Annotated in this window: 24 protein-coding genes; 8 read left to right on the plus strand and 16 right to left on the minus strand. The window is 59.2% G+C overall.

Features of this window, described 5'->3' with window-relative positions:
- Positions 1-61: 61 nt before the first annotated feature.
- The 9 genes from VDP81_RS02765 to gyrA all read right to left on the minus strand — a co-directional run bounded on the left by VDP81_RS02765 (position 62) and on the right by gyrA (position 11,182).
- Positions 62-412 carry an integration host factor subunit beta gene (locus VDP81_RS02765; protein ID WP_322995351.1) on the minus strand — a complete coding sequence of 117 codons (351 nt, stop codon included), beginning with the start codon at positions 410-412 and terminating at the stop codon, positions 62-64.
- A gap of 8 nt (positions 413-420) precedes the next feature.
- Positions 421-2,133: a 30S ribosomal protein S1 gene (gene rpsA / locus VDP81_RS02770; protein WP_322994523.1), complete on the minus strand. Its 1,713-nt coding sequence runs from the start codon at positions 2,131-2,133 to the stop codon at positions 421-423.
- A 105-nt stretch (positions 2,134-2,238) separates the two neighbouring features.
- On the minus strand, positions 2,239-2,931 hold the full coding sequence (gene cmk, locus VDP81_RS02775) for a (d)CMP kinase (protein ID WP_323011452.1): 693 nt from the start codon (positions 2,929-2,931) through the stop codon (positions 2,239-2,241).
- A gap of 18 nt (positions 2,932-2,949) precedes the next feature.
- Positions 2,950-4,278, minus strand: a complete 1,329-nt coding sequence (gene aroA / locus VDP81_RS02780) for a 3-phosphoshikimate 1-carboxyvinyltransferase (RefSeq protein WP_323011453.1) — start codon at positions 4,276-4,278, stop codon at positions 2,950-2,952.
- Positions 4,275-5,162, minus strand: coding sequence for a prephenate dehydrogenase (locus VDP81_RS02785; RefSeq protein WP_323011454.1), 888 nt, complete (start codon positions 5,160-5,162; stop codon positions 4,275-4,277). Before VDP81_RS02785 ends, aroA begins: the two co-directional genes overlap by 4 nt.
- Entirely contained in the window at positions 5,159-6,271 is a 1,113-nt protein-coding gene (gene hisC / locus VDP81_RS02790; protein ID WP_322994519.1) for a histidinol-phosphate transaminase, read from the minus strand. Before hisC ends, VDP81_RS02785 begins: the two co-directional genes overlap by 4 nt.
- 9 nt (positions 6,272-6,280) lie before the next feature.
- Positions 6,281-7,372: a prephenate dehydratase gene (gene pheA / locus VDP81_RS02795; protein WP_323011455.1), complete on the minus strand. Its 1,092-nt coding sequence runs from the start codon at positions 7,370-7,372 to the stop codon at positions 6,281-6,283.
- Positions 7,365-8,495, minus strand: a complete 1,131-nt coding sequence (gene serC, locus VDP81_RS02800) for a 3-phosphoserine/phosphohydroxythreonine transaminase (protein ID WP_323011456.1) — start codon at positions 8,493-8,495, stop codon at positions 7,365-7,367. The genes pheA and serC overlap by 8 nt, the downstream gene beginning before the upstream one ends.
- Complete coding sequence (gene gyrA, locus VDP81_RS02805; RefSeq protein WP_323011457.1) at positions 8,492-11,182, minus strand: DNA gyrase subunit A; 2,691 nt, start codon at positions 11,180-11,182, stop codon at positions 8,492-8,494. The genes serC and gyrA overlap by 4 nt, the downstream gene beginning before the upstream one ends.
- Before the next feature lie 373 nt (positions 11,183-11,555).
- Between gyrA and ompA the strand changes: the two genes are divergently transcribed.
- From ompA to VDP81_RS02820, 3 genes are all read left to right on the plus strand, one after another.
- The gene (ompA, locus tag VDP81_RS02810) at positions 11,556-12,128 is read left to right on the plus strand and encodes an outer membrane protein OmpA (RefSeq protein ID WP_323011458.1); all 573 of its coding nucleotides are present in this window, start codon (positions 11,556-11,558) and stop codon (positions 12,126-12,128) included.
- A gap of 89 nt (positions 12,129-12,217) precedes the next feature.
- On the plus strand, positions 12,218-12,925 hold the full coding sequence (ubiG, locus tag VDP81_RS02815; RefSeq protein WP_323011459.1) for a bifunctional 2-polyprenyl-6-hydroxyphenol methylase/3-demethylubiquinol 3-O-methyltransferase UbiG: 708 nt from the start codon (positions 12,218-12,220) through the stop codon (positions 12,923-12,925).
- 4 nt (positions 12,926-12,929) lie between these two features.
- A complete protein-coding gene (locus tag VDP81_RS02820; protein ID WP_323011460.1) occupies positions 12,930-13,610 on the plus strand; it encodes an HAD-IA family hydrolase in 681 nt (226 codons plus the stop codon).
- Here the strand turns inward: VDP81_RS02820 and sstT are convergent.
- Positions 13,567-14,799 (minus strand): serine/threonine transporter SstT, encoded by a 1,233-nt coding sequence (gene sstT, locus VDP81_RS02825; RefSeq protein ID WP_323012382.1) that lies wholly within the window; start codon positions 14,797-14,799, stop codon positions 13,567-13,569. The two genes, VDP81_RS02820 and sstT, sit on opposite strands and share 44 nt — an antisense overlap.
- A gap of 120 nt (positions 14,800-14,919) precedes the next feature.
- Between sstT and VDP81_RS02830 the strand changes: the two genes are divergently transcribed.
- Both VDP81_RS02830 and VDP81_RS02835 read left to right on the plus strand, forming a co-directional pair.
- Positions 14,920-15,909 (plus strand): diaminopimelate dehydrogenase, encoded by a 990-nt coding sequence (locus VDP81_RS02830; RefSeq protein WP_323011461.1) that lies wholly within the window; start codon positions 14,920-14,922, stop codon positions 15,907-15,909.
- 64 nt (positions 15,910-15,973) lie between these two features.
- The gene (locus VDP81_RS02835) at positions 15,974-16,537 is read left to right on the plus strand and encodes a DUF924 family protein (RefSeq protein WP_322994511.1); all 564 of its coding nucleotides are present in this window, start codon (positions 15,974-15,976) and stop codon (positions 16,535-16,537) included.
- Here the strand turns inward: VDP81_RS02835 and VDP81_RS02840 are convergent.
- Positions 16,527-17,459, minus strand: a complete 933-nt coding sequence (locus VDP81_RS02840; protein ID WP_322994510.1) for a DMT family transporter — start codon at positions 17,457-17,459, stop codon at positions 16,527-16,529. The two genes, VDP81_RS02835 and VDP81_RS02840, sit on opposite strands and share 11 nt — an antisense overlap.
- Positions 17,460-17,603: 144 nt before the next feature.
- Between VDP81_RS02840 and VDP81_RS02845 the strand changes: the two genes are divergently transcribed.
- Positions 17,604-17,948, plus strand: coding sequence for a carboxymuconolactone decarboxylase family protein (locus VDP81_RS02845; RefSeq protein ID WP_322994509.1), 345 nt, complete (start codon positions 17,604-17,606; stop codon positions 17,946-17,948).
- Positions 17,949-17,985: 37 nt separating this feature from the next.
- Here the strand turns inward: VDP81_RS02845 and VDP81_RS02850 are convergent, their stop codons facing one another.
- Both VDP81_RS02850 and VDP81_RS02855 read right to left on the minus strand, forming a co-directional pair.
- Positions 17,986-18,774 carry a biotin/lipoate A/B protein ligase family protein gene (locus VDP81_RS02850; RefSeq protein ID WP_322994508.1) on the minus strand — a complete coding sequence of 263 codons (789 nt, stop codon included), beginning with the start codon at positions 18,772-18,774 and terminating at the stop codon, positions 17,986-17,988.
- Positions 18,771-19,076: a biotin--protein ligase gene (locus tag VDP81_RS02855; protein WP_322994507.1), complete on the minus strand. Its 306-nt coding sequence runs from the start codon at positions 19,074-19,076 to the stop codon at positions 18,771-18,773. The genes VDP81_RS02850 and VDP81_RS02855 overlap by 4 nt, the downstream gene beginning before the upstream one ends.
- A gap of 120 nt (positions 19,077-19,196) precedes the next feature.
- Between VDP81_RS02855 and VDP81_RS02860 the strand changes: the two genes are divergently transcribed.
- On the plus strand, positions 19,197-20,744 hold the full coding sequence (locus VDP81_RS02860; RefSeq protein ID WP_323011462.1) for an MDR family MFS transporter: 1,548 nt from the start codon (positions 19,197-19,199) through the stop codon (positions 20,742-20,744).
- Positions 20,745-20,793: 49 nt separating this feature from the next.
- Here the strand turns inward: VDP81_RS02860 and VDP81_RS02865 are convergent, their stop codons facing one another.
- Together VDP81_RS02865 and VDP81_RS02870 are read right to left on the minus strand one after the other, a co-directional pair.
- Positions 20,794-21,855, minus strand: coding sequence for a hypothetical protein (locus tag VDP81_RS02865; protein ID WP_323011463.1), 1,062 nt, complete (start codon positions 21,853-21,855; stop codon positions 20,794-20,796).
- 8 nt (positions 21,856-21,863) lie between these two features.
- The gene (locus tag VDP81_RS02870; protein ID WP_323011464.1) at positions 21,864-23,711 is read right to left on the minus strand and encodes an SLC13 family permease; all 1,848 of its coding nucleotides are present in this window, start codon (positions 23,709-23,711) and stop codon (positions 21,864-21,866) included.
- Positions 23,712-23,875: 164 nt separating this feature from the next.
- On the opposite strand from VDP81_RS02870, the gene VDP81_RS02875 reads away from it, so the two are divergent.
- On the plus strand, positions 23,876-24,238 hold the full coding sequence (locus VDP81_RS02875) for a hypothetical protein (protein ID WP_322994503.1): 363 nt from the start codon (positions 23,876-23,878) through the stop codon (positions 24,236-24,238).
- A 20-nt stretch (positions 24,239-24,258) separates the two neighbouring features.
- Here the strand turns inward: VDP81_RS02875 and VDP81_RS02880 are convergent, their stop codons facing one another.
- Positions 24,259-25,323: a linear amide C-N hydrolase gene (locus VDP81_RS02880; protein ID WP_323011465.1), complete on the minus strand. Its 1,065-nt coding sequence runs from the start codon at positions 25,321-25,323 to the stop codon at positions 24,259-24,261.
- Positions 25,324-25,498: the final 175 nt, after the last annotated feature.

The following is a 25,498-nucleotide window of genomic DNA, read 5'->3' on the forward strand; positions in this document are numbered from 1 at the left end:
CGAAGGCCGCCCCGAATCATTCCTTATCCAACTGCCTGAACCAGGCAACCGGATAGGGCCGTCATTCGTTAAAGTACTGCATCTGATACAAGTCAGCCACGGTGGCCGGTCCGTCGGAGTCGGCGGCAGCCGACCCCTGATCCACGCGTTCGCGCAGTTCCTTGCCCGGCTTGAAGTGCGGCACCAGTTTTGCTGGCACCATCACGGTCTCGCCGGATTTCGGATTGCGCCCTATGCGTGGCTGGCGTTGTGACAGCGAAAAACTGCCAAAGCCACGGATCTCGATGCGTTGGCCCTGCGCCAGAGCGTCAGCCATTGCATCAAGAACCGTCTTGACCGCCAGATCCATGTCGCGCAGCGCCAGTTGTGGGTGGCGCCCCGCAAGCACAGCAATCAGCTCGGACTTGGTCAGGCCAGGCATCAGTTGTCGCGCTGCTCGTTCAGCTTGGCCTTGAGCAGGGCACCCAGATTGGTGGTGCCTGACGAGGCGCTGGCTTCAGTCATGCGCTGGATGGTGTCGGCGGTTTCGGCGTTATCGCGGGCCTTGACGGACAGCTGAATGGAACGCGCCTTGCGATCGACGTTGATGATCATGGTTTCGACCTGATCGCCATCCTTCAGCACCGTGGTGGCGTCTTCGACACGACCAGCGGAGATTTCGGAAGCACGCAGATAGCCTTCGACATCCACTGACAGCGTAATGACCGCGCCCTTGGGCTCGACGGACTTGACGGTGCCGGTGAGGACAGCGCCCTTGTCGTAGGTGGCCACGAAGTTGTTGAACGGATCGCCATCGAGCTGTTTGACGCCCAGGGAGATGCGTTCCTTGTCGGTATCGATGCCCAACACCACGGCGTCGATTTCGTCGCCCTTTTTGTAGTTGCGCACAGCTTCTTCGCCGGTTTCCGTCCAGGAAATATCGGACAGGTGAACCAGGCCATCGATGCCGCCGGGCAGACCGACGAACACACCAAAGTCGGTGATGGACTTGATCGCGCCGTGGACCTTATCGCCACGCTTGAAGTTGGCGGCAAAGTCTTCCCAAGGATTCGGGCGGCACTGCTTCATGCCCAACGAAATACGACGACGGTCTTCGTCGATTTCCAGGACCATGACTTCGACTTCTTCGCCCAGCGTGACGACCTTGCGCGGATCGACGTTCTTGTTGGTCCAATCCATTTCGGAGACGTGCACCAAGCCTTCGATGCCGGCTTCGACTTCGACAAACGCACCGTAGTCGGTGAGGTTGGTGACCTTGCCGAACAGACGGGTACCCTGCGGGTAGCGACGGCCCAGACCGATCCAGGGATCTTCGCCCAGTTGTTTGACACCCAGCGAGACGCGCTGTTTTTCCTGGTCGAACTTCAGGACCTTGGCTTCGATTTCCTGGCCCACGGACAGGACTTCGGAAGGATGACGCACGCGACGCCATGCCATGTCGGTGATGTGCAGCAGACCATCGATGCCACCCAGATCCACGAACGCGCCGTAGTCGGTGATGTTCTTGACGATACCCTTGATGACCACGCCTTCGTGCAGGTTCTCGAGGAGCTTTTCGCGCTCTTCGCCCATGCTGGCCTCAAGGACGGCACGACGCGACAAGACAACGTTGTTGCGCTTGCGATCAAGCTTGATGACCTTGAATTCGAGGGTCTTGCCTTCGTAGGGGGTGGTGTCCTTGACGGGACGCAGGTCGACCAGGGAACCCGGCAGGAAGGCACGGATGCCGTTGGTCATGACGGTGAGACCACCCTTGACCTTGCCAGTGATGGTGCCGTTGACCAGTTCGCCGGATTCGAGGGCCTGTTCGAGTTGCAGCCAAGCCGACAGGCGTTTGGCGCGGTCGCGCGACAAGATGGTGTCGCCATAGCCGTTTTCCAGGGAATCGATGGCCACAGAGACAAAATCGCCGTCTTCGACTTCGAGTTCGCCCTGGTCATTGAGGAATTCCTCGAGGGGAATGTAGGCTTCAGATTTCAGACCAGCATTGACGACGACGAAATTATGGTCGACGCGCACGACTTCGGCGGAGATGACCTCGCCGGAGCGCATGTTCTGATCCTTGATGCTGGCAGCAAACAGATCGGCAAAGCTTTCGCCGCCTAGGGCGGCTTCGTGGGTTAGGGTGGACATGAAAGAGTATCCATAGGCCCAAAAGGGCTGACACGCCAGGACAGAACCCGGCGGAGTGAAGAAAAATCCTGCCAGATGGCAACCGACACAGCGGTTGTTATTGCATCAAGCAGGTCCGCGTGCCGACCACAGGGCCAGCACTTGCTGTACCACCTGATCCACCCCCAGATGGGATGAGTCGATGGTGACAGCATCATGCGCCGCGACTAGCGGTGCATGCACCCGACCCCGATCCCGGGCATCCCGGTCGCGAAGGTCACTTAAAAGGTCGTCTAGGTTAGCAGAAATACCCTTGTCGTTCAACTGTTTATAGCGCCTTTGGGCGCGCACATCGACAGCCGCATCCAGAAATATCTTGAGGGGCGCATCCGGAAATACCACCGTTCCCATGTCGCGCCCATCGGCGACCAGTCCTGGAGCCAGTCGGAAATCCCGCTGACGCGCCAGCAAGGCCGCACGCACCGTCGGCCAGGCGGCCACCTGCGAGGCCAGATTGCCGATGCTTTCCTGACGGATTGTGTGCGTCACGTCCTCGGCTTGAAACAGAACGGCCCCGGACTCAAAGCGCACATCCAACTGGCGTGCCAGGGCAGCCGCCTGGGACTCGTCATCGAGATCCGCACCTGAACGTTGGACGGCCAGCGCCGTCAAGCGATACAAGGCACCGCTATCCAGGGCATGCCAGCCCAGATGGTCGGCCACACGCTGGGCAATCGTACCCTTGCCCGATGCGGTCGGCCCATCAATCGTGATGACGGGCGCCAGATTGGGTGCCGTATCGGCAGACGAGGGATTCATACAGGGCTCCAAGCGGGCTCAGGGCTGCAACAGCCGCTGAAAATCAGCAAAATAATGGGGGTAAGTCTTGGCCACGCAGCCCGGGTCCAGGATGGTGACAGGCACGGGTCCAAAGGCCGCCAGCGAAAAACACATGGCCATCCGATGGTCGTCGTAGGTGCCGATCTCGGCGCTGCGCCAATCACCAGCGGCCAGGGGATACACCGTCAGGCTATCCGCATCGGATTCCACCCGAGCCCCCAGGCGGGAGAGCTCCGCATGCATGGCGGCAATCCGGTCGGTTTCCTTGACGCGCCAGCTGGCGATGTTGCGCAAGTGGCACGGACCATCGGCATACAGGGCCAGCACCGCCGCTGTCATGGCGGCATCGGGGATCAGATTGAAGTCCCGGTCAAAAGCCCGCAAGCGCGCTCCCCGGGCTACCTCGCAGCCCTGCACGACGAGCGCATTGGACTGATAATCCACCTGGGCGCCCATGTCCTGGATCACTTCGGCAAAGGCCAGATCCCCTTGGATGCTGTCGCGCCCCACCCCCTGGATATGGATGGGGCCACCGGCAATGGCGCCCAAGCCCAGAAAATACGATGCGGACGATGCATCGCCCTCGACCTGATAAGCCCCTGGGCTCTGGTAGGATGCCTGCGCAGGAATCACAAAGCGCGTCCAGCCGTCGTCGCACTGCACTGCTACGCCAAAGCGGGCCATCAGGTTCAGAGTGATCTGGATATAGGGGCGGGAGATCAATGGACCATCCAGCTCAATCACGACATCCCGGCCCAGGCGGGCCGCCGCCACGGGCGCAGCCATCAGCAAGGCCGTCAGAAATTGGCTGGAGACGGAACCCCTGACCCGGATTGGCTGGTCCAACTGCAAATCACTGGGCCGCAAGGTCAGCGGTGGATAACCAGGCTGCTGATCGTAGTCCAACTGGCAACCCAGCATGCGCAGCGCATCGACCAGATCGCCAATGGGACGCTCGTGCATGCGCGGCACCCCCGAGAGGCGATAGTCTCCCCCCATCACCGCCAAGGCTGCCGTCAAAGGCCGAAATGCCGTCCCGGCATTGCCCAGAAACAAATCAGCCTGACGCACCGGCCAGACAGCAGCACCGGTAATGAGCCAGACACCTGGCCCCTCAGCCTGTATATCCACCCCCAGGGTCTGCAGGGCGGCAATCATGACACGGGTGTCGTCGGAGTCCAGCACGCCGGACAGCTCGGTCGTTCCACGCGCCAGCGCAGCCAGCAGCAAGGCCCGGTTCGAAATGCTTTTGGAGCCAGGCAAGGCCACCAGCCCACTGGCCTGCGTGGCCGGATTCAAGGTCAGGAAAGGAATGGATGAAGTCATGGCATGCGTCCACCCCAGAACCGCCGCGCCAAAGCCGACTGTTCAAGCAGGGTTTCAAGAGTTTCAGGATGGGATTCGTCCTGCAGCGCAATACGCCACTGCTGCAGAGTCTGTTCAAAATCGTCTAGTTCGTGCAGTACGGCCTGGCGGTTCGAGACAAAGATATCGCGCCAGACCTCGGGTGAGCCGGCGGCGATTCGGGTGAAGTCACGAAAACCAGTTCCCGCTAGATTCAGCCGGGTATCGGCATCTTCCGCATGCGCCACCTGGGCCATGAACACCGCCGCCAAAAAATGCGGCAAATGGCTGACACAAGCCAAGGCGCGGTCATGGGCAGCCGGGTCCATCAGCTGGACGCGGGCCCCGCACGCTTCCCAGACACGAATCAACCAATGCTGCACCGTCCCGGCAGTTTCGTCGAATGGCGTCAGGACAACCTTGCGGCCGTGATACAGCATGGGATCAGCTGCCTCGGGACCCGTCATTTCAGAACCCGCAATCGGGTGCCCCGGCACAAACTGCGGGTAGCGATCACCCAGCGCCTGCCGGGCCAGCCGGGCCACATCCGCCTTGGTGCTGCCTGCATCGGTCACAACGGTGCCGGGTCGCAGAATCGGCGCCAGCGTCTGCAAAATACCCGCCATGGCCCCCACCGGGGTGGCCAGCAAAATCAGGTCGGCCTGGGCGGCAGCCTGGCGCAGATCGGCCACGGCATCGATCAAGCCCAGATCCTGGGCTTTTTGCAAAGCAAGCGGATGACGCCCTACCCCCAAAACCCGACCCACCTGTCCAACGCGCTTCAGAGCGGCAGCAAATGAGCCACCAATCAGGCCCGTACCCACGACCGCCAGCACAGGCACCAGAGGCTCGGGCACAGACGTCATGGATGCAGAATGCTGGTCAAAGCCTGTACGAAACGGGTGTTTTCCTGGGGCAAGCCGATGGAAACGCGCAAATGCTGCGGCAAGCCATCACCAGCCACTGGCCGCACGATAATTCCCCGGCGCAATAATTCACCATTGATCCGGGCGGCATCGCCCACGTGCACCAAGACAAAATTGGTATGGCTGGGGACAAAATCCAGCTTCAATGCAATAAAGGCTTCCTGGAGCTGCTGGCGGCCCTGCCGGTTCAACGCATAAGTCTGAGCCAGAAAGTCCGTATCGGCCAAGGCCGTGCGGGCAGCCACCTGAGCCAGGGCATTGACATTGAAGGGCTGGCGCACCCGATTGAGCAGATCGGTCAGGCCAGGCTGCGCCAGGGCGTAACCCACGCGCAACCCCGCCAGACCATAGGCTTTGGAAAAGGTACGGGTCACGATGAGGTTGTCATATTGACGCACCCACTGTGCGCTATCAGCACGCTCTTCAGGGTCCAGATAGTCATCATAGGCCTCGTCCAGCAAGACCGTGACCTGATTGCCATGGCGATCTCGCACGGCCTGCAAAAAAGCCTGGATCTGGGCAGGCGGCACATGAGTGCCCGTCGGATTGTTGGGGTTGGCAATAAAGACCAGCCGGGTATCTTCGGCAATGGCATCCAGCATGGCCGGCAAGTCATGGCCGAAGTCCCGGGCAGGCACCTGGCAATGCCGGGCACCACGCGCCTGGGTGCTGAGGCGATACACCACAAAAGCATGCTGAGCGTAGACCGCCGAAGTGCCTTCGTCGAGCAAAGCCAGGGAAGCGAGTTCAAGCAAATCATTAGAGCCATTGCCCAAAGTGACCCAGTCGGCAGGCACACGATGGTGGGCAGCCAGATCAGCCTTCAGGTCAAACCCGTTGGGGTCCGGGTAGCGGCCCTGCAAGCTGGCTGCCGCCTGGCAAAGCGCATCGCGCACACGGCCGGAGCAACCCAGCGGGTTTTCATTGGAGGCAAGCTTGATGATGTCAGCTGCATCCAGCCCATATTCGCGGGCCAGTTCTTCGATGGGTTTACCAGGTTGATAAGCAGCAATGGCCCGGACGTGCTCGGGCGCCAGAAGCGATGTCATGCGGATGCCTTATTGTCGAGGGTAGGAACCGAGAAGCTTGAAAAAAGCAACCTGTTGGCGCAGTTCTGCCAAGGCCTGCTGCACAGGTTCGTCTTGATGATGACCCAGGAGATCAACGTAAAAATAATATTCCCATTGCCCTGTACGGGCCGGCCGGGACTCCAGGCGAGTCATGGAAACCCCGTGGCGCGACAAGGGTGCCAGCATGTCGTAGACCGCACCTGAGCGATTGGGCACCGCCATGATCAGACTGGTCTTGTCACGCCCGGTAGGCCCGGAATCTCGTGCACCGACTGCCAAAAACCGAGTCTGGTTCTGAGGATCGTCCTGAATGCCGCTGGTGACGGAACTTAAGCCCCAGGCCGCCGCAGCGGCGTCGCCGGCAATGGCGGCACAGGTGGGGTCTTCGGATGCCATGCGGGCGGCCTGCGCATTGCTGGCCACAGGCAGGCGTTCGAGCCCTGGGTGGTTGCGACTCAGCCAGGCCTGACACTGCGCCAGTGCCTGGGGATGCCCCAGCACCCGCCGCACGCCCTCGAGCCCCCCGGTACGGGTCAGCAGGTTATGGTGGATGCGAATCGTGCGTTCGCCCAGGACCTTAAGGGAGGAATGCAATAGCAAGTCCAGGCTGCGGTTGACCGCACCTTCGGTGGAGTTCTCGACAGGCACCATGCCGACATCCGCCTGGGCTGCCTCGACCGAACGAAAGACTTCGTCGAAGGATTCGCAGCGCAGGCTGGTGATGGCCTGACCGAAATGCTCGTAGGCGGCCTGCTCGGAAAACGAACCCTGAGGCCCCAGGAAAGCAACCGTCAGGACGCTTTCCAGCCCTCGACAGGCGGAAATGATCTGCCCCCACACGGCAGCCACGGCGGGTTCAGGGATGGGACCGCCATTGATGGTCTGCAAGCGCCGGATAATCTGTGCTTCGCGCTCGGGCTTCAGTACTGGCCCGCTGGCATCGAAACGCTTTTTAACGTCCCCTACCTGCAGAGCCGTCTGGGCACGCTGGTTGAGCAAGACCAGGATCTGCTCGTCCAGTGCATCGATTCGGTCGCGCAAAGGTTCGAGGCTGGCCTGGAGTCTGGACTCATCAGCCATGACGTGCCTCGAAATCCTGCATGAAGGCAATCAAGGCCTGTACCCCAGCCAACGGCATGGCGTTATATAGCGAAGCCCGCATCCCGCCCACCGCCTTGTGGCCCTTGAGGGCCAACAGGCCAGCAGCATCGGATTCAGCCAAAAATGCCGCATTGAGGGATTCGTCGCGCAGGAAAAAAGGAATGTTCATCCGCGAACGCACCGTCGGATGAATGCGATTCTCATAGAGCGAAGACTGGTCGATATAGCGATAAAGTAAAGTGGATTTCTGGGTGCTGGCCGCATCCATGGCCGCCACACCGCCCTGGCCCAACAGCCATTTGAACACCAGCCCCGCCATGTAGATGGCAAAGGTGGGCGGAGTGTTGAACATGGAATCAGCCGCAGCCACCGGCGCATAATCAAAGGTTGAAGGACAATGCGGCAAGGCATGGCCGATCAGGTCCTTGCGCACGAACACCAGGGTGACGCCTGCCGGGCCAGCATTTTTCTGAGCCCCGGCATACACCACGCCCAAGCGGGAAAAATCAATGGCCCGCGAAAGAATATTCGAGGACATATCAGCCACCAAGGGAACGTCCGGCGCCCCTAAACTGGCCATATCGGGCATGACGGCTTGTTCGACCCCGCCGATGGTTTCGTTGGCGCACAAATGCAAATAAGCGGCATCCGACCGTACCTGCCATTGCGCTTGCGTCGGCAGCCAGCACCAGGGACCATATTCGCGGCCATCCAGCATCGCGGCGGCACTGGCGGTGGCGGCCACGGCGATATCGCCATAGCGACCAGCCTCGTTGAAGGATTTCTTGGCCCAATGGCCGCTGAGTACATAGTCGGCCCGGCCGCGCCCGTCTCGGCCAATGAGATTAAGCGGAATCAGGGCGTTCTGGGCGGAAGCCCCGCCTTGCATGAACAGCACCTCGAAGTCATCCGGCACGGCCAGCAAAGTACGCAGATCGGCCTCGGCCTCGTCGCGAATGCGGCTGTAGTGCTTTCCCCTGTGACTCATTTCCATAACGGAAGTGCCACTGCCTTGCCAATCACACAGATCGGCGGCTGCCTGTTGCAAGACATCCAGCGGCAGAACAGACGGTCCTGCGGCAAAATTCCAGGGACGGGTCATGAGAGGTCCTTTGGTGCGGAAGAGTCATCATCGGAGGTCGCATCCGGATCGGAGGCTGCGTCCGGCGCAGACTGATCGTCGAGCAAGATGGCTTCGTCATCAACGTCGTCTTCGTCGGCATCGCTCTCGGCCACCCGGCGCACACTGATCAAATGGCTGTCTTCATCGACATTGATGAGCGTGACACCCTGGGTGGCACGGCCCATTTCGCGGATTTCAGACACCCGGGTACGCACCATCACGCCGCTGGTGGTGATCAGCATGATTTCATCATCAGGCTGCACCAACACGGCACTGACGACCTTGCCGTTGCGCGCTGAAGTCTGGATGGCGATCATGCCCTTGGTGCCCCGCCCATGGCGGGTATATTCCACGATAGAGGTGCGCTTGCCGTAGCCGTTTTCGGTGGCGGTCAGTACGCTGTGGGTTTCATCTTCGGCCACCAGCAAGGCAATCACGGACTGGCCTTCGTCCAGCGACATGCCGCGCACACCGCGCGCGGTGCGGCCCATGGGACGGACGTCGTTTTCATCGAATCGCACGGCCTTGCCAGCGTCGGAGAACAACATGACATCGTGCTTGCCGTCGGTCAGATCGGCGCCGATCAGGTAATCACCTTCGTCCAGACCCACGGCGATAATGCCGGCCTTGCGCGGATTGGAGAAATCCGACAAGGGAGTTTTCTTGACGGTGCCGCGCGACGTGACCATAAAGACATATTGATCTTCGCTAAAGGCCTTGACGGTGAGCACGGCAGTGATGGTTTCGCCATCGATCAGCGGGAACATATTGACAATGGGACGGCCACGGGAATTGCGCGAACCCTGAGGAACCTCCCAGACCTTGAGCCAATACACCCGGCCACGATCCGAGAAACACAAGAGAAAATCGTGCGTATTGGCGATAAAGAGCTGATCGACCCAGTCGTCTTCCTTCATGGTGGTGGCTTGTTTGCCACGACCGCCGCGCTTCTGGGCACGGTATTCGGACAAGGGCTGGCTCTTGATGTAGCCGCTACGCGATAAAGTAACCACCATGTCCATGGGGGTGATGAGGTCTTCGGTCTCGAGTTCAGTCGCGTTGAACTCGATCTCGGACCGGCGCAAATCCTGGCCCGGCGCGGAAAACTCGGCCCGGATCGCCTGCAGCTCGTCGCTGATGATGGTAGTGACGCGCTCGGGGCGCGCCAAGATATCCAGCAAATCGGCAATGGTATCCATGACGCTGCGGTACTCGGATACGATCTTGTCCTGCTCGAGCCCGGTCAGGCGCTGCAGGCGCATATTGAGGATTTCCTGGGACTGGACCTCGGACAGACGATATTGACCATCGGCCTGCAGGCCAAAATGGGCTTCCAGACCATCGGGACGATAGGCGGACCGCCCACCGGAGGCGACATTGGAATCCGCCCGCACCAGCATTTCGCGCACCAGGGACGAATCCCAACTGCGCTCCATCAGGCCTTGGCGTGCCACGGGCGGCGTGGGGGCAGCCTTGATGATGGCAATGAAGTCGTCGATGTTGGCCAGCGCCACCGCCAGGCCTTCGAGCACATGGCCGCGTTCGCGGGCCTTGCGCAACTGGAAAATCGTGCGGCGCGTGACGACTTCGCGGCGATGATGCAGAAAATGCTGCACCATCTGTTTCAGATTGAGCAGGCGCGGCTGGCCATTGACCAGCGCCACCATATTCATGCCAAAGGTTTCCTGTAGCTGGGTATTTTTATACAGGTTATTCAGCACGACCTCGGGGACTTCCCCACGCTTGAGCTCGATGACCAGACGCATGCCGTCCTTATCGGACTCATCGCGAATATCGGAAATCCCTTCGATTTTTTTCTCATTGACCAGCTCGGCAATGCGCTCTTGGAGAGATTTTTTATTGACCTGATAGGGAATCGCATCGATGACGATTGCCTGGCGATTGCCATGGGGCAAGTCTTCGAAGTGCGCCTTGGCCCGCATGATGACGCGTCCCCGGCCTGTGCGATAGCCTTCGCGCACCCCTGCCATGCCGTAGATAATCCCCCCAGTCGGAAAGTCCGGAGCGGGAATGCGCTCGATCAGTTCATCTATCGTGCAATCGGGATTGCGCAGGCAATACAGACAGCCTTCGACGACCTCGGATAGATTATGCGGCGGGATATTGGTGGCCATGCCCACCGCAATACCGGCACTGCCATTGACCAGCAGATTGGGCAAACGCGATGGCAACAGCAGGGGTTCTTGCTCGCTGCCGTCGTAGTTGGGACCGAAATCAACGGTGTCCTGGTCAATATCGGCCAGAATCTCGTGGGCGATTTTTGCTAGACGGACCTCGGTGTAACGCATGGCTGCCGCATTGTCGCCATCGACCGAGCCAAAGTTACCCTGCCCGTCGACCAGCATATAGCGCAAGGAAAAATCCTGAGCCATGCGCACAATCGTGTCATAGACCGCAGAATCCCCGTGAGGGTGGTATTTACCGATGACGTCCCCGACGATACGCGCAGACTTCTTATAAGCGCGATTCCAGTCGTTGTTGAGCTCGTGCATGGCAAACAGCACCCGCCGATGGACGGGCTTGAGCCCATCACGCACATCTGGCAGTGCACGCCCCACAATTACGCTCATGGCGTAATCCAGATAACTACGCCGCATTTCGTCTTCTAATGAAATGGGCAGGGTTTCTTTAGCGAAGGATTCCATGTATATGTCCGAAACCGATGGGCCTGATGCAGCCAGAAGCAATCGCTGATTCTATCATCCGCACTGCGAGACGAAGGTGCCGCCAGTTCTCAACATGTCCCTGGGCACATTTCCACACAGACCGGCCCATGCGTTGCAAAAATCCCACAACCAGACAGTCTGGCCATGCAAAAACCTCCGCAGAGTACCGGCCTAAGCCTGGAAGACTTAACCCGAGGACTAAAAATGCCTTAAGATTTCGGCTAACACGCACCAAACCCAGCGCAATAGACAGTTTTCGAACTAGACATTGCTATACTGGAAATGTTCTATCGAGATGCGGCGGGGGTTCGCTGCGGTCACTTTCAAGCATCATGCTCAAACGAGGAGAAACATGAACAAACCCTCCAAAATCGCTATTGGACTCGCCATCGCTGCCATGTCGGTCGTGGGTTCCGCGTCGGCCTCCGACAACTGGACCAACGTTGACGGTCACGTCTGGAAAGATGCAAGCGGTGAAAACTGCTGGCGCGATGCTTTCTGGACGCCTGCCACTGCAGCCAACGAATTCTGCGGCCTGCCCGTTGCACAATCCAATGTCGTCGCCCCGACGGCTAACAAGATTGTCCTGAATGCCGATACCTTCTTCGACTTCGATAAATCCAATCTAAAGCCCGAAGGCAAGCAAGTCCTCGACCAAGTCGCCCAACAAGCCGACTCGATCAATCTGGAAACCATCATCGCTGTGGGCTACACCGACTCCATCGGTACCGATGCCTACAACCTGAAGCTTTCCGATCGCCGTGCCGCTTCCGTGAAACAGTACCTGGTCAGCAAGGGCATCTCTGCTGATCGCATCTACACTGAAGGCAAGGGCGAAGCCGACCCGGTTGCTACCAACAAGACCCGCGAAGGCCGTGCTCAAAACCGCCGCGTGGAAATCGAAATCGTTGGTACCCGCAAGTAATTTTTCGGGCATACGGTTTGCTGCGCACCACGCGCAGCGGCATTCAGGGCTCCGCGCATGCGGAGCCTTGTTTTTTTGGATTTCGACGCATGCATACAGCCAATGCCAGCCCTGCAGAGCTGGATAAATTCGGTGCTCTGGCCTCCAACTGGTGGGATCCTCAGGGCGATCTGAAAACACTGCACGACATCAACCCGCTACGCCTGGACTGGATCCGCGACCAAGCCGACACGCTGGATCAGAAGAAAATACTGGATATAGGCTGTGGCGGCGGCCTGCTGACCGAAGCCATGGCAGCCGAAGGCGCACAAGTCACCGGCATTGATCTGGCCAAGCCATCGCTACAGGTTGCACGCCTGCACGGCCACGAATCCGGCGTGCAGGTGCAGTATGAATGCATCAGCGCCGAAGACTATGCCAGCCAGCACCCCGGCGCCTTCGATGTGGTCACCTGCATGGAACTGCTGGAACATGTCCCCGACCCAGCCGCGATCGTCCAGGCTTGCGCCACCCTGGTGCGCCCAGGCGGCTTGGTGTGTTTTTCCACCTTGAACCGCAATCCGAAATCCTTCGCTTTGGCCATTGTGGCAGCCGAATATCTGCTGCGCATGGTGCCACGCGGCACCCATGACTATCGGCAATTCATCACGCCCAGCGAACTGGCCGCCGCCGCGCGCCAATCTGGCCTGGACGTCACGAATCTCTGCGGCATCCAGTACCAACCTATTACCCGCCTGTACCAGCTATGCCAGGACACCGGCGTCAACTACATGATGGCCGCACGGCGTCCGGACTAAGCCCATGTCTTCTTATTTGATCCTGTTTGATTTCGACGGCACACTCGCCGACACCGCCCCCGATCTGGCGGCCGCAGCAAACCGCCAACGCGAATATCAGGGCCTGCCCCCCCTGCCCTACGAGGCCTTGCGGCCCTATGCGTCCCATGGCGCCCGCGGCCTGCTGAAGGCTGCCCTGGACCTGGACCCCGGTACAGATACCTACGAACAAACCCGTGCACAGTTTCTACAGGATTATGCACAGGGCATGCTGGATCAAGCCTGCCTGTTTCCTGGGGTACAAGCCCTGCTGGATCAACTGGACCAGGCAGACATGGCCTGGGGCATCGTCACCAACAAGGTCGAATATCTGGCCCTCCCCATGGTGCAACACCTGGGGCTACAAGCACACTGCCGGGTGACAGTCGGAGGCGACACGACACCGCACACCAAACCCCACCCAGAGCCACTGCTGCATGCGGCTCGCCAGGCAGGATTCGCGCCCAGTCAATGCCTGTATGCGGGCGACGACGAGCGCGATATCCTGGCAGGCAAGGCTGCCGGCATGGCGACAGTGGCGGCTGCTTACGGCTACTGCAGCGACGATCCAGCCGACTGGGCAGCGGACGCCATTGCCCGCCAGCCCGCCGATCTCTGGCCGATTATCCAACGTTGGGCTGAGGCCCAACCGAACCTGCAGCCGTAAACAGCACATCCGTCGACGAATTCAGGGCGGTCTCGGCGGAATCCTGCACGACACCGATGATGAAGCCCACACCAACGACCTGCATCGCCAGGTCGTTGGAAATCCCGAACAGGCTGCAGGCCACCGGAATCAACAGCAGCGACCCCCCCGCCACGCCCGAGGCACCGCAGGCGCAAACCGCTGCCAGAATGCTCAGCAACAAGGCCGTGAGCAGGTCTACCTCTACCCCCAAGGTATGCACTGCGGCCAGCGTCAAGACCGTAATGGTGATGGCCGCACCCGCCATATTGATGGTGGCCCCCAGCGGGATCGAGACGGAATAGGTGTCTTCTTCCAGACCAAGCTTCCGGCACAAGGCTATGTTGACGGGTATATTGGCCGCCGAGCTACGGGTAAAAAACGCCGTCACGCCGGACTCTCTCAGGCAAGTGAAGACCAGGGGATAAGGATTGCTGCGAATACGAAAAAACACAATCAGCGGATTGACCACCAGCGCGACGAACAGCATGCAGCCCAATAACAGGGCAATCAGTCGGCCATAATCCAGCAAGGCGTCAAAACCGGTTTCAGCAATCGTTGAAGCCACCAGGCCGAAAATCCCAATGGGCGCCAAGCGAATCACCACCCGCACAATAAACGACAAGCCCAGGGACAAATCCGACACGACGTTCTTGGTGACCCCATGCGCCTGGCGCAAGGCCAGCCCCAAGCCCACCGCCCAAGCCAGAATGCCAATGTAATTGGCCTCCAGCAGCGCACGGACCGGATTATCCACCACACTGAGCAATAGATTGCGCAGCACCTCCAGCACCCCGCTGGGCGGATTCACGACCTCATTGCCCAACTGCAACTGGATGGTCAAGGGAAATATGAAGCTGGCCAGCACCGCCACCAGCGCAGCGGCGAAAGTACCCACCAGATACAAAATCAGAATGGGACCCAGTTGCGTCTTGGCACCCTTTTGGTGATTGGCAATCGAGGCGGTCACCAACACGAACACCAGAAAGGGCGCCACCGATTTCAGGGCCGCGACAAACAGGCTGCCCAGCAGGCCGACCGCGAGCGCCGAATCCGGCGAAATATACGCCAACACAATACCGGCCAGCAGACCAAGCAGAATTTGAGTTACTAAGCTGCCGTTACTGACAAACTGCAGCAAGGCATTGTTTTTACTGGACGAGGCCGCCATGACGATGTATCCGAATGAAAATGGCCGCCATTCTAGCACCCGCATGCCGACAGGCCTGCAAGCCGATACAATAAAATCAGCAAGCACACGCCTATTTTTCTGATCAGCACAAGGACTTCCATGGCTTCATCCCCCATCCGTATTGGCATTGCAGGTTATGGCAATCTAGGCCGTGGCGCCCAAGCCGCCATTGCCCAGCATCCCGACATGCAGTTGGTTGGCATCTTCACGCGCCGCAATCCCGCCGCCCTGGTCCAGACCGGGACAGCCGTGCCGGTCTGGTCGCTGGACGCCGCCGCTGACCACCGTGATGATATTGACGTACTGATCCTATGCGGCGGCTCCAAGGACGATCTACCGGCACAAGGCCCTCAGCTTGCCCGCTGGTTCACGACGGTAGACAGCTACGATACCCATGCACGCATCCCCGACTACTTCGAGGCCCTGGATGCTGCTGCCAAGGCAGGCGGCAACCTGTCGATTCTGGCGGTAGGCTGGGACCCAGGCCTGTTTTCCATCAACCGTCTGATGGGCGAAGCCATTCTGCCCCAAGGCGGGACGTATACATTCTGGGGCAAGGGCCTGAGCCAGGGCCATTCGGATGCCATCCGCCGCGTACCAGGCGTGGCTGGCGGGGTGCAATACACCATCCCGGTACCCCAGGCCGTGCAGCGTGTGCGCTCAGGCCAACTGCCTCAATTAAGCACCCGCGAAAAACACACCCGCGAATGCTTTGTTGTTCTGCAACCTGGCGCAGATGCCCAGCAGGTGGAACACACCATTGTCAGCATGCCGGATTATTTTGTCGACTATGACACGACCGTGCACTTCATCGACGCCGATACGCTGCAACGTGACCACGCCGGCATGCCACACGGCGGCTTTGTCATTCGCAGCGGCATTTCTGGCCAGGATAATGCTCAGGTCATCGAATATTCGTTGAATCTAAGCAGCAATCCGGGGTTTACGTCCAGCGTGCTGGTGGCCTATGCACGCGCCGCCTGGCGGTTGAAGCTGGCTGGCGACACCGGCGCCCGCAGCGTATTTGATGTGGCGCCCGGCCTGCTATCACCAAAATCAGCGGCTGACCTGCGCCGCGAATTGCTGTAGCCCTTTACCGACAGGGTCTTGGGCGCACCACAGGGCCATTCATCCACTTTCAAGGACATCCATCATGACACACGGCCAACTGCACACACCTTCTTCAGCGCACGACGCCCAGGCCATGGTGGATTTCTGGCTGGCGGCCGGGCCCCAAAAATGGTTCGCCAAGGACGAAGATTTCGATGCAGCATTTCGCAACCGCTTTCAAGAGGCGCATTTTGCAGCGGCCCGCCAGAAGCTGGAAGCCTGGCTGCAGGAGCCAGGGTCCGCACTGGCACTGATTCTGTTGCTGGACCAGTATCCTCGCAATGCTTTCCGGGATACCGGGCATATGTTCGCTACCGATGGCCTAGCGCTATCCTATGCCCGCCGCAGTCTGGTTCACCTGGCTGATATCCAGCCGTCTCTGCGCAACTTTATCCTGCTGCCATACATGCATGCCGAAGACCTGGAGGCCCAAAAAACAGCCTTGGACCTGTATCGACAACATGCCCCGGACTCCATGCCCTGGGCCCAAGAGCACCACGATATCATTGCCCGCTTTGGCCGGTTTCCACACCGTAATTCGGCCTTGGGACGCAGCACCACGGCGGCCGAACAAGCGTTTTTAAACGAAGGTGGATTCAGCGGCTAAGTATCCGATGCTGAGTACGCCATTGTGCATACCAGCCATAGCCACTCAGCAACACGACCCCCAGCACCACCAACAAGGCACCCAGCAAGAATCCTTTTCCGATGGGCTCATCCAGCAGCCAGGCCCCCAGCACCACCCCAAACAAGGGGGTCAAAAACGAAAAAACCCCCAGCCGGGATGCCAGGTATTTACGCAATAGCCAGAACCAGGTCAGATAGCTGATAAAGGCCACGAACAGGGTCTGAAATGTCAGGCTGGCCCAAACCAAGGCGGTGGGATTGAAGTGCGTCTGCCCCAGCAAAACAGCCATTAACAACAACCACGCCGCCCCGACCACCAACTGGTACATCAAGGTATGGCTGGCCGGGAGTTCCGCCAATGGCGTTACCCGCACCACCACGGTAGTGGCCCCCCAGGCCGCCCCTCCCAGCAATGCCAGAAAATCCCCCCATAACATGGCTGTCGGATCAACGGCCTGGCCGGGCTCCCGGATCAGAAAAGCCAATCCCACCCCGGTAAAGGCCAGCACCACCCCCAGCCATTGCACCCAGGCCAGGCGTTCCTCGGGCAATTTCCAGTGCAACCCCAACGCCGCAAAAATAGGGGCGGTATACAGCAGCACCACCACATGCCCAGCCGTTGTAAAACGCAGGCTTTCGCCCAGCAGCACGAATTCCAGGGCATACAGGGAGCCAGCCACCACCCCTGGCCGCCAGCAACGCAAGGCGGCCCCCAGGGCTTGGCCCTGCCAGGCCATGAACGCCCCCACCAACACGCCCCCCGCTGCGGTGCGCAGGGCAATCTGGAATACCGGGGAAAAGTCCTGGGCCGTGGCCTTCAGGGCAATCTGCTGCATGGCCCAGATCAAACACAACAGCAGCATCGTGCCGCTGGCCAGGGCATCCATGGGTTGGCGGTTCATGAAATAGGCAAGATATCAACGATGAAAGTCTGTCTATTGTAGAGGGCTTGGGCGGATTGTCCTGCCCGCAGCAGGGAGACCATGAGAGAAGGCCACCATGCAGGTCTATGATGGTGATACACCCATTCATACAGGAGTTCATCCATGTCCGACACACCGATGTTTCCCAATGCCACACCGGACCTGGCCAAACAGCGCGCCGAATTGGCGCCGGATCAGTTGGCGGCCTTCAAGGCCTTCAGCAAGGCCGTGTTTGCCCCCGGTGCCCTGGACGCCAAAACCAAACAGCTGATTGCCGTTGCCGTTGCCCATGTCACGCAGTGCCCTTATTGCATCAAAGGCCATACCGAAGGCGCGTCCCGTGCCGGCGCCTCGGGGGCTGAAATCATGGAAGCCATCTGGGTGGCCGCCGAAATGCGCGCAGGCGGCGCCTATGCGCACTCGAATCTGGCCTTGCAGACCCTGAATAGCCTGCACACACATCAATAGCCCCACCAGTGCTATGGGGCAGTCATAAACAGCCGCCTCAAGGCACCTTGGCCAGCCAGGCTTCGGTGCCGAACTTAGCCTCGATCAACTGCTGCATGGCCAGCAGCTCTGCGGGTTTTAGGGCGTCTTCGTGCAAACCATTGCGCTGGCGAAAGGTCTCCAGCATGCGCTGGATGATGACATCGCGGGCCAGCCCTGTCTGGCTACGCAATGGATCGACACGTTTTGCCGCCGACGCCGTGCCCTTATCAGAGAGTTTTTCACGGCCAATACGCAACACCTGCACCATTTTGGCCGCGTCGATGTCATACGCCATGGTGACATGGTGCAACACCGCCCCACCACGACGGGCCTGAGCAGCGCCGCCTATTTTTCCGCCCTCTGAGGTAATGTCATTCAGCGGCTGATACCATGCCTTGATACCCAGCTTGTCCAGAGTCTGCAGCACAAAACTGTCCATATAGGCATAAGCATCCTGAAAACTCATGCCCTCAATCAGAGACAGCGGCGCATACAAGGAATAGGTAATGGTGTTGCCGGGTTCGATAAACATCGCCCCACCCCCGCTGATGCGGCGCACGACCTGAATGCCATGCCGCTGGGCGGCCTGCGCGTCAACCTCGTTCTTGAGGGACTGGAAGATACCGATCACCACAGCAGGGGCCGCCCATTCCCAGATCCGCAAGGTCGGCGGCCGACGGCCGGCGGCGACCTCATCCAGCAAGACATGGTCCAACGCCATGTGTTGCAATGGCAGCAGGGGCTCGGGATGCAGCAACTGCCAGTTGTGCTCCGTCCATTGGCTACGCGGCGCAGGAGTATTCATGCCAATGCCCTCTGGATGACCACGGCAATACCTTCCGGGCTGATGCCAAACATCTGCACATCGGCAGACAAGGCGTCTTGTACGGCTTGGGCCAGGGCCTGGGCGCTGGTGCCGATGGGCAAGCCCTCCAGGGCTGCATTGATGCGATCCAAGGCCTCGGGCGGTTCGAGAAAGAAATCCCCCGATAGCCGCACCTCGACCAGCCGTCCGTGTCGGGCCTGTAGATCCACCACAACGAGCTTGCCGCCGGGGATTTTGTATTCGCCATGGCCCACCAGGGGACCGTCTGCTTCCTGATTCATGGACACATCCTATCTTGAAGGCCTCTATTATGACGGCTCTCGGCCAGGCAATGCACCATTCCCATGCGGACAACGCGCTAACATAGCCACAGATTCAGGAGCCCAAAAATCAGATCCGCCATGCGCTCGCCACCTCACACTATTCCCCCAGAGGATCACCCAGACACGGTGATGGACCGCGCACCGACACCGATGCCTCATCGGGGCTGGATTCTGGTGGCCCTGATGCTGACCATGTCGCTCGCCGCCATGGACATCACGATTGTGGCAACCGTCATTCCACAGATTGTGGGGGACCTGGGCGGCTTTGAGCAATTCAGCTGGTTATTTTCCATTTATCTGCTGGCGCAGACCATCACCATTCCTATTTATGGAAAGCTTGCCGACCTGTATGGCCGCAAGCCCGTGCTCATTGGTGGTTCCGCAGTCTTTTTACTGGGCTCCGCAGCCTGCGCGCTGGCCTGGGGCATGGTGCCGCTGATCGTCTTCCGGGCCTTGCAGGGCCTGGGTGCCGGATCCATCATGGCCACGGTCAATACCCTGGCGGGCGACCTGTACTCTACCCGCGAACGGGCGCGAGTCCAGGGCTGGCTGTCCAGCGTCTGGGGGGTCGCCGCCATCGTCGGCCCGACGCTGGGTGGCGCCTTTGCCGAATACGCGACATGGCGCTGGGTGTTTTTGATCAACTTGCCTATCGGACTGGCCGCCATTTTCCTGATCGCCCGATATCTGCATGAACACCAACCCAACCACCAGCACCACATCGATTATGTCGGCGCCATCCTGATGATGCTGGCCGGATCGGCAGGGGTTTTCGCGCTGCTGCAGGGCGGCAACGCCTGGGCCTGGTCCTCCGCCCCCAGCTTGATTGCATTTGCCTTGACGGCAGGCCTGATTCTGGCAACCATTCTGCGCGAACGCGCAGCCGCCGAACCCATCATGCCCGGCTGGATCTGGCGCGAACGCGTGATGTTGGGCTCAAATCTAGGCGTGTTGGGCATGGGGCTGGTCATGATGGCACCCGGCGCATACCTGCCTGTATTCGCCCAATCCGTGCTGGGTCTGGGGCCGATCAGCGCCGGCTTGGTGCTTGCCAGCATGAGCCTGGGCTGGGTCAGCGCGTCGGCCTGGTCAGGGCGTCTATACCTGCAATTCGGCTTTCGCGACACGGCCTTGTTCGGCGGGGTGCTGATGCTGCTGGCGGTGTTGGGCTTCGTCCTGCTGCCGCCCCAACCTTCTGTCTGGCTGGTGACCGCAGATCAGATCTTGCTGGGCGCCGGCTTCGGCATGCTGTCCACCCCGCTGCTGGTGGGAGTGCAGTCTACGGTCCCCTGGCACCAACGTGGCGTGGCCACCAGCGCCAATATGTGGTCACGCTACCTGGGGCAAAGCCTGGGCGCCGCCGTCGTGGGTGCGCTGTTCAACAATGCTGTGCAGACCTCTTTGGCCAATGCCCCCGCAACCCTGGCCGATACCCTGCCATCGGCTCAAGACGTCATGACAGCCCTGCAAGCAGGATCAGAGAGCCTGGCCGTGCACCAGTATCTCTTATCCGTCTTTGATGGTGCTACCCGCCAAGTCTATGTGGGCATGATTGCCGCAGCTATGCTGACCTTGATGCTGGTGCTGCTGGTGCCCAAGCGGCCTCGTGTGCTAGAAGAAACCTAAGTGTCCGACGCGTTCTTCGCTGCGCCAGACGCGGGACGCACAGCACAATTCAGTGCGAGAGGCCGGAGCTGCCCAAGTCTTCGCCATACTTAGGGTACAGGGTATGGGTGCCGCGAGCCGCTTGCAGATAAATTTCCGGCAGCTTCAATCCTCGGGCAGCCAGCTCATCCGGACGCAAGGCGATGAGATAATCCTGGCTGTTCTTGGGCGGCGGCAGCGCCTGAGCTGACTGAATCGCCTGCAGTGCCAACAAGGTTTGCTGCGCAGCCTGATGGCCCAGCCCACCAGGCGAGGGCACCACAGCCAAGGCCCCGCCTCCAATCACAAAGGATTCGCGGATGCCAATGGACAAGGGTTTTGCATGTTTGGCAGTCCAGCCCGACAGTTGATCGGGGTTGATATCTTCGGAAATATCGGGCGACTCAGGCAGCCCACCGGCACTGAGCACCAGCAGGATATCCACCTGATCCGTCAGAGCCAGCACCCGGCTTCGCCAATCCACAGCATCTGTGGCCAGATCCACCCCCAGGAACTGGTGTGGCCCCCAATCATGCGCCTGAACCTGCTGAGCTTCGGCGCGTCCGGTCGGGTCCTCGACACCGATGGCACGGATGCGCAAGGGGCTGCGACCCATGAATTGCAAAATATCCCCGATCTGACCCAACGGCAGGACTTCGTGCACCCCGGTGACATTCGCTGCCCCTGGGTAATCGAACAACGCCGGATTCTCGTTGATGATGTAGACCACCCGTGGCGATGCCTGCCCTGCATAGTAGCGGCCGACGTAATCCTGGGCTTCTTCGCCCACCGTGACCAGCACATCAGGTTGCCAGTTGTCAATGATTTCGCGGCTGCGCTGGCTGGCCGCCACCCATTGACGGTCACTGAGGTACTGGGAATACATCATGTAGCGCCAACGCACCGACAAAGGCTGTCGATTGTGTTCGAGTCCGCGCCGGAACCCCGCATCAAAGGCCTGTTCCCAAGGGCCTTCCTCGGAAAATCCGTGCAGGACCAGCACACGCGGTTTCTGGTGATTGAAAGCCACCAAGAACACCAGCAGCAGGACTGCCAGAATCCCCGCGCAGATGACGGCCAGACGATTTTTCATGGGTATCCCTAGTGCAGCCCTAGCCATTGCCAATAAGGAATAGAGGCATAGGCCAGCACGATGCGCAGCGGATTGAGCCACCATGCATAATGAAAAAACAGGGTTTCATTACAGCGGCTACGCAAACCTGCAGACATCGCCTGCTGCAAAGCAGAGTTCTGGTGCGGCATGAACCAGATATCAGAAAACAGCGAAGCCAGAAAGACCACCAACCAGGGGTGGATACCCTGACTAAGGCCCACCGGCAACAGAATCGTCACCGCCAGAATCATGCCTGCTGTCAGCGGCAGCACCAGCCGCAATGCCACCGTGACCATCAAGGCCAGCAGAATGAACCACCCTAGGCTGCCATCCACCCAGGCCAGCCCCCCACCGATGGCCTGAATCATCAAATCATCCAGATTCAGGTATTGCATGGCTTCCATCAAGCCATCCAGACTCAGCAGGAAGAAAATCAAAGGCCAATCGATCTGAGTCTTGAAGGAGCCTTTATTGAACAGGCCCAGCAGCAATAAGCCGACCAGCACCAAACCCGCCAACCAGGCAGCCTGCGATTGATGCCACTGGGGAATGATCGCTCCCAGCAAAAACACCAGAAAGGCAATCGCAGCCACCCATTCGGGCGGGCGCAGCGGCCCCAGCAGTGTAATCTGGGCGCGGATGCGATCAGCCGGCAACGGATGATGCGTCTCGACACGGAATAAAAACCGCATAGCCAGCAAATGGGCCGCAAACAAGCCAAATGCCACAACTGCGGCCCCTACCAGCCACTCTATGCCCTGAAATTCGCTGCGCACCTGCGAGGGCAACATGGTAAATGCGGCCAGGTTGGAGGACTTGGCGGTCAATAGCAAAGGCGAAAACAAGGTTGCCCCGGTAAAGACGGAAATCATCAGCGCGCTGGCCTGCGGCCCCTGGGCAGGGGCCTTCAGGCTTTGATCCATTTCCTGATACAAAGGCAGCAATAATGTCAGGCGGGCATTGGACGAGGGCATGACAATGGACAATAAAAACCCAAACAAGGTCAAGGCTGTGCGATGCCAAAAGGGGGAATCCGGCAACCGGACCAAAACCCAGAGCATCAGCCGATAGGCCAGGCCCGAACTGACCACGACGGCCGCCAAGGCATAGACCCCCAGCAGCAATAAGAATGTGCGCGAATAAAACCCCCGCAAGGCAACCTGAGGGGGAACCAGGTCGATGAACAACATCGCCACGACCGCCAAGATGGGCGGGATAAACTCGTCTACCAGGGCAAACAGCCACATCAGCGACATCAGGGAAAACAGCCCCAGATAGACCGCCCCCTGAGGCGGCAGGCCAGCCTGATCGGCCAACCACCAGACCACGGGCGGCAAGGCCAAGGCGGCAGGCCAGCCGATGCGCTGCTTCAATGGCAGAGATTTGACCATGGGCGTTGACTGCGGCGGCGATTCGGGCAGAGGGAGACCGCCCAGGCGAGCCGCCAGTCCCATCAACGCAGCGGATTTCAGGCCGGGATGGCGTGTCGCCAGACCCCCTAATATGCTACGAGATACCCGCAAGACCTGCACATCGGTCAATGCCAGGGCATCCGTCAGATAAGTACCCGGCTGCGACAGCTGATCGGCAAAGGCCTCGCCGCCAAAGACCTGATCTGCCTCCAGAAGCACCGGCGTCGATGGCCGTACGAGTTCGACCTGGCCGACCAATAGCCAATAACAATACTGGGCTGACTGGCCCGCCTGGTAAATGGGGTCTCCAGCACTATAGCTGCAGGGCTCTGCGGCAGCCAGCAAACGCGCACGATCCTGCTGCGATAGCCAGCCCAGCGTAGGATGTGCCTGAATAGCTGCAGCGAATTGGTCTGCCTGCATGTAAGCCCGAAAATTGATGTTTGCGTGCACTGTAACACCATCACCAGGGCCAGGTATCTGAGGATCTTCCCGTGTTTTTCAGGGCAAAAAACTAGATTGTCTGCCGCAAACAAAGCGCTTATAGTGAAGATGAAATCAATAATTGCAATTTGTCGGAGGCCCTGATGAACATCCAAGCCCTGCATTTTGTATTGGATATAGACGGCAACAACACCATCGCCGGTTGGGAGGCCCTGAACGCCTTGAAATGGGGCTTCGCCTTGCCAGGTCGCCTGCTGACCGAGGCGCTGGGCAATATTCCCTGGATTGCCGATACCGTTGGCATCCAAGCCTCTGCCGCCACGGGCTATGCCAGCTTCCATGGTCTGCTGACCACAGGATCCAGCCTGGTTTTCTGGGTACTGATACTGTATGGGCTAACCCGTATCGGCGCCCGCAAAAACACGAGTGATGCACCCGATCAGCCACCGCGCGTACCCGGCATGCCACACTACCGTGGCCCACAGCCAAAAAAACGCACGGGCTGACTCAGCGTTGGGTGAACAGCTTATAGGCCAAGAAACTTGAAGGGTTTGGTTTCCTTGAACTGATCGTTCACTAAACCGGCGTATATATGGCTCTGGTCGGGACCAAGACTAAGTTTTTTCACCTGGCCGGTAGATTCCGACAAATCCAGTGTCTTCATGTCGACCCAGAAAACATTGGGAGCAAGTGCTGACTCGAAGAAGTAAAGTTTATTCTTCTGGTCGGCCACCGTGCGCCACCGCGTGGATGAAATATTGGGCTGGTCGGGCGTGACGATGCCATAGGGAACAGAGACGTTACGAATGACACTAAAAGCACTGGCCAAGGCATCCGTGGAAGTCCCTGTCTTGGGGATTGCATTCACATAGAAGGATGCGCGCGCAAAACGATCAGAGGCGCGATTGGTGCCCGGTAACATCACCAGGCCACCAATCTGTTGCCAATAAGAATTAAGGGCTAATTGCTGTTCAAAGATCGGTGAATTAGTCATCACCTGATAGGTCCGGCTGTGGTGAATAACCTGGCGTCCATCAATATATTCGATGATTGCGCTGTCACCCGAAGCGTCCGATAAGGAAAGATGCAGGGTGGCGAGTCGATCTTCTCCGGGTACTTTGTCCGTGACTAAAGTGAAGGGTTGCTCGGCAAGCGTATCGACAGCCTCTTGCACGCTTGCAAAATTGTCGAGTACATATTGCGCCCACGCGGCGATCGACAAGCCGGGTGTCGTTCCGTCATAGGCCGGATAGGTGGACTCGACCAGCCAAAGCGCATTAGCGACCAGGCCAGCCTCATTCATGCCATCTGTGGTGGAAATGTCGTAGCCCGACGCTATGACGCTGCCATATTTCGAGGTCCACCTGATTGAATGAGGACCAGCCTCTCCGGATCGTCGCATCCCGCGCGGAAAGATCCATAGATTGGTTCCTATGTCTGATTTCCAATCCATGGACCGCGCGGTGATGATCTCATTGTCAGCGCCATGATAGACAAACCGCGTGCAGGCCTGAGCCAATGGAGCAAGCACGTAAGCCGACACCAGCACGGCAGCGCATGCAGCCGAGAATGCATACTTTTTTAAGAACATATAACGCCTCTTGTGGAAGTACAACGTGGCTATCTCACATATCCACCACCGGCCTTAGAAGCAAAAAGCCTGATAATCCGTTGAATTATCAGGCTTTTTAATACTTGGCGGACAGGGTGGGATTCGAACCCACGGTACGCTATAAACGTACGCCTGATTTCGAGTCCTGCTGTAT

Origin of the sequence: Castellaniella sp., assembly GCF_034675845.1 — a bacterium.
GTDB lineage: Bacteria > Pseudomonadota > Gammaproteobacteria > Burkholderiales > Burkholderiaceae_B > Castellaniella.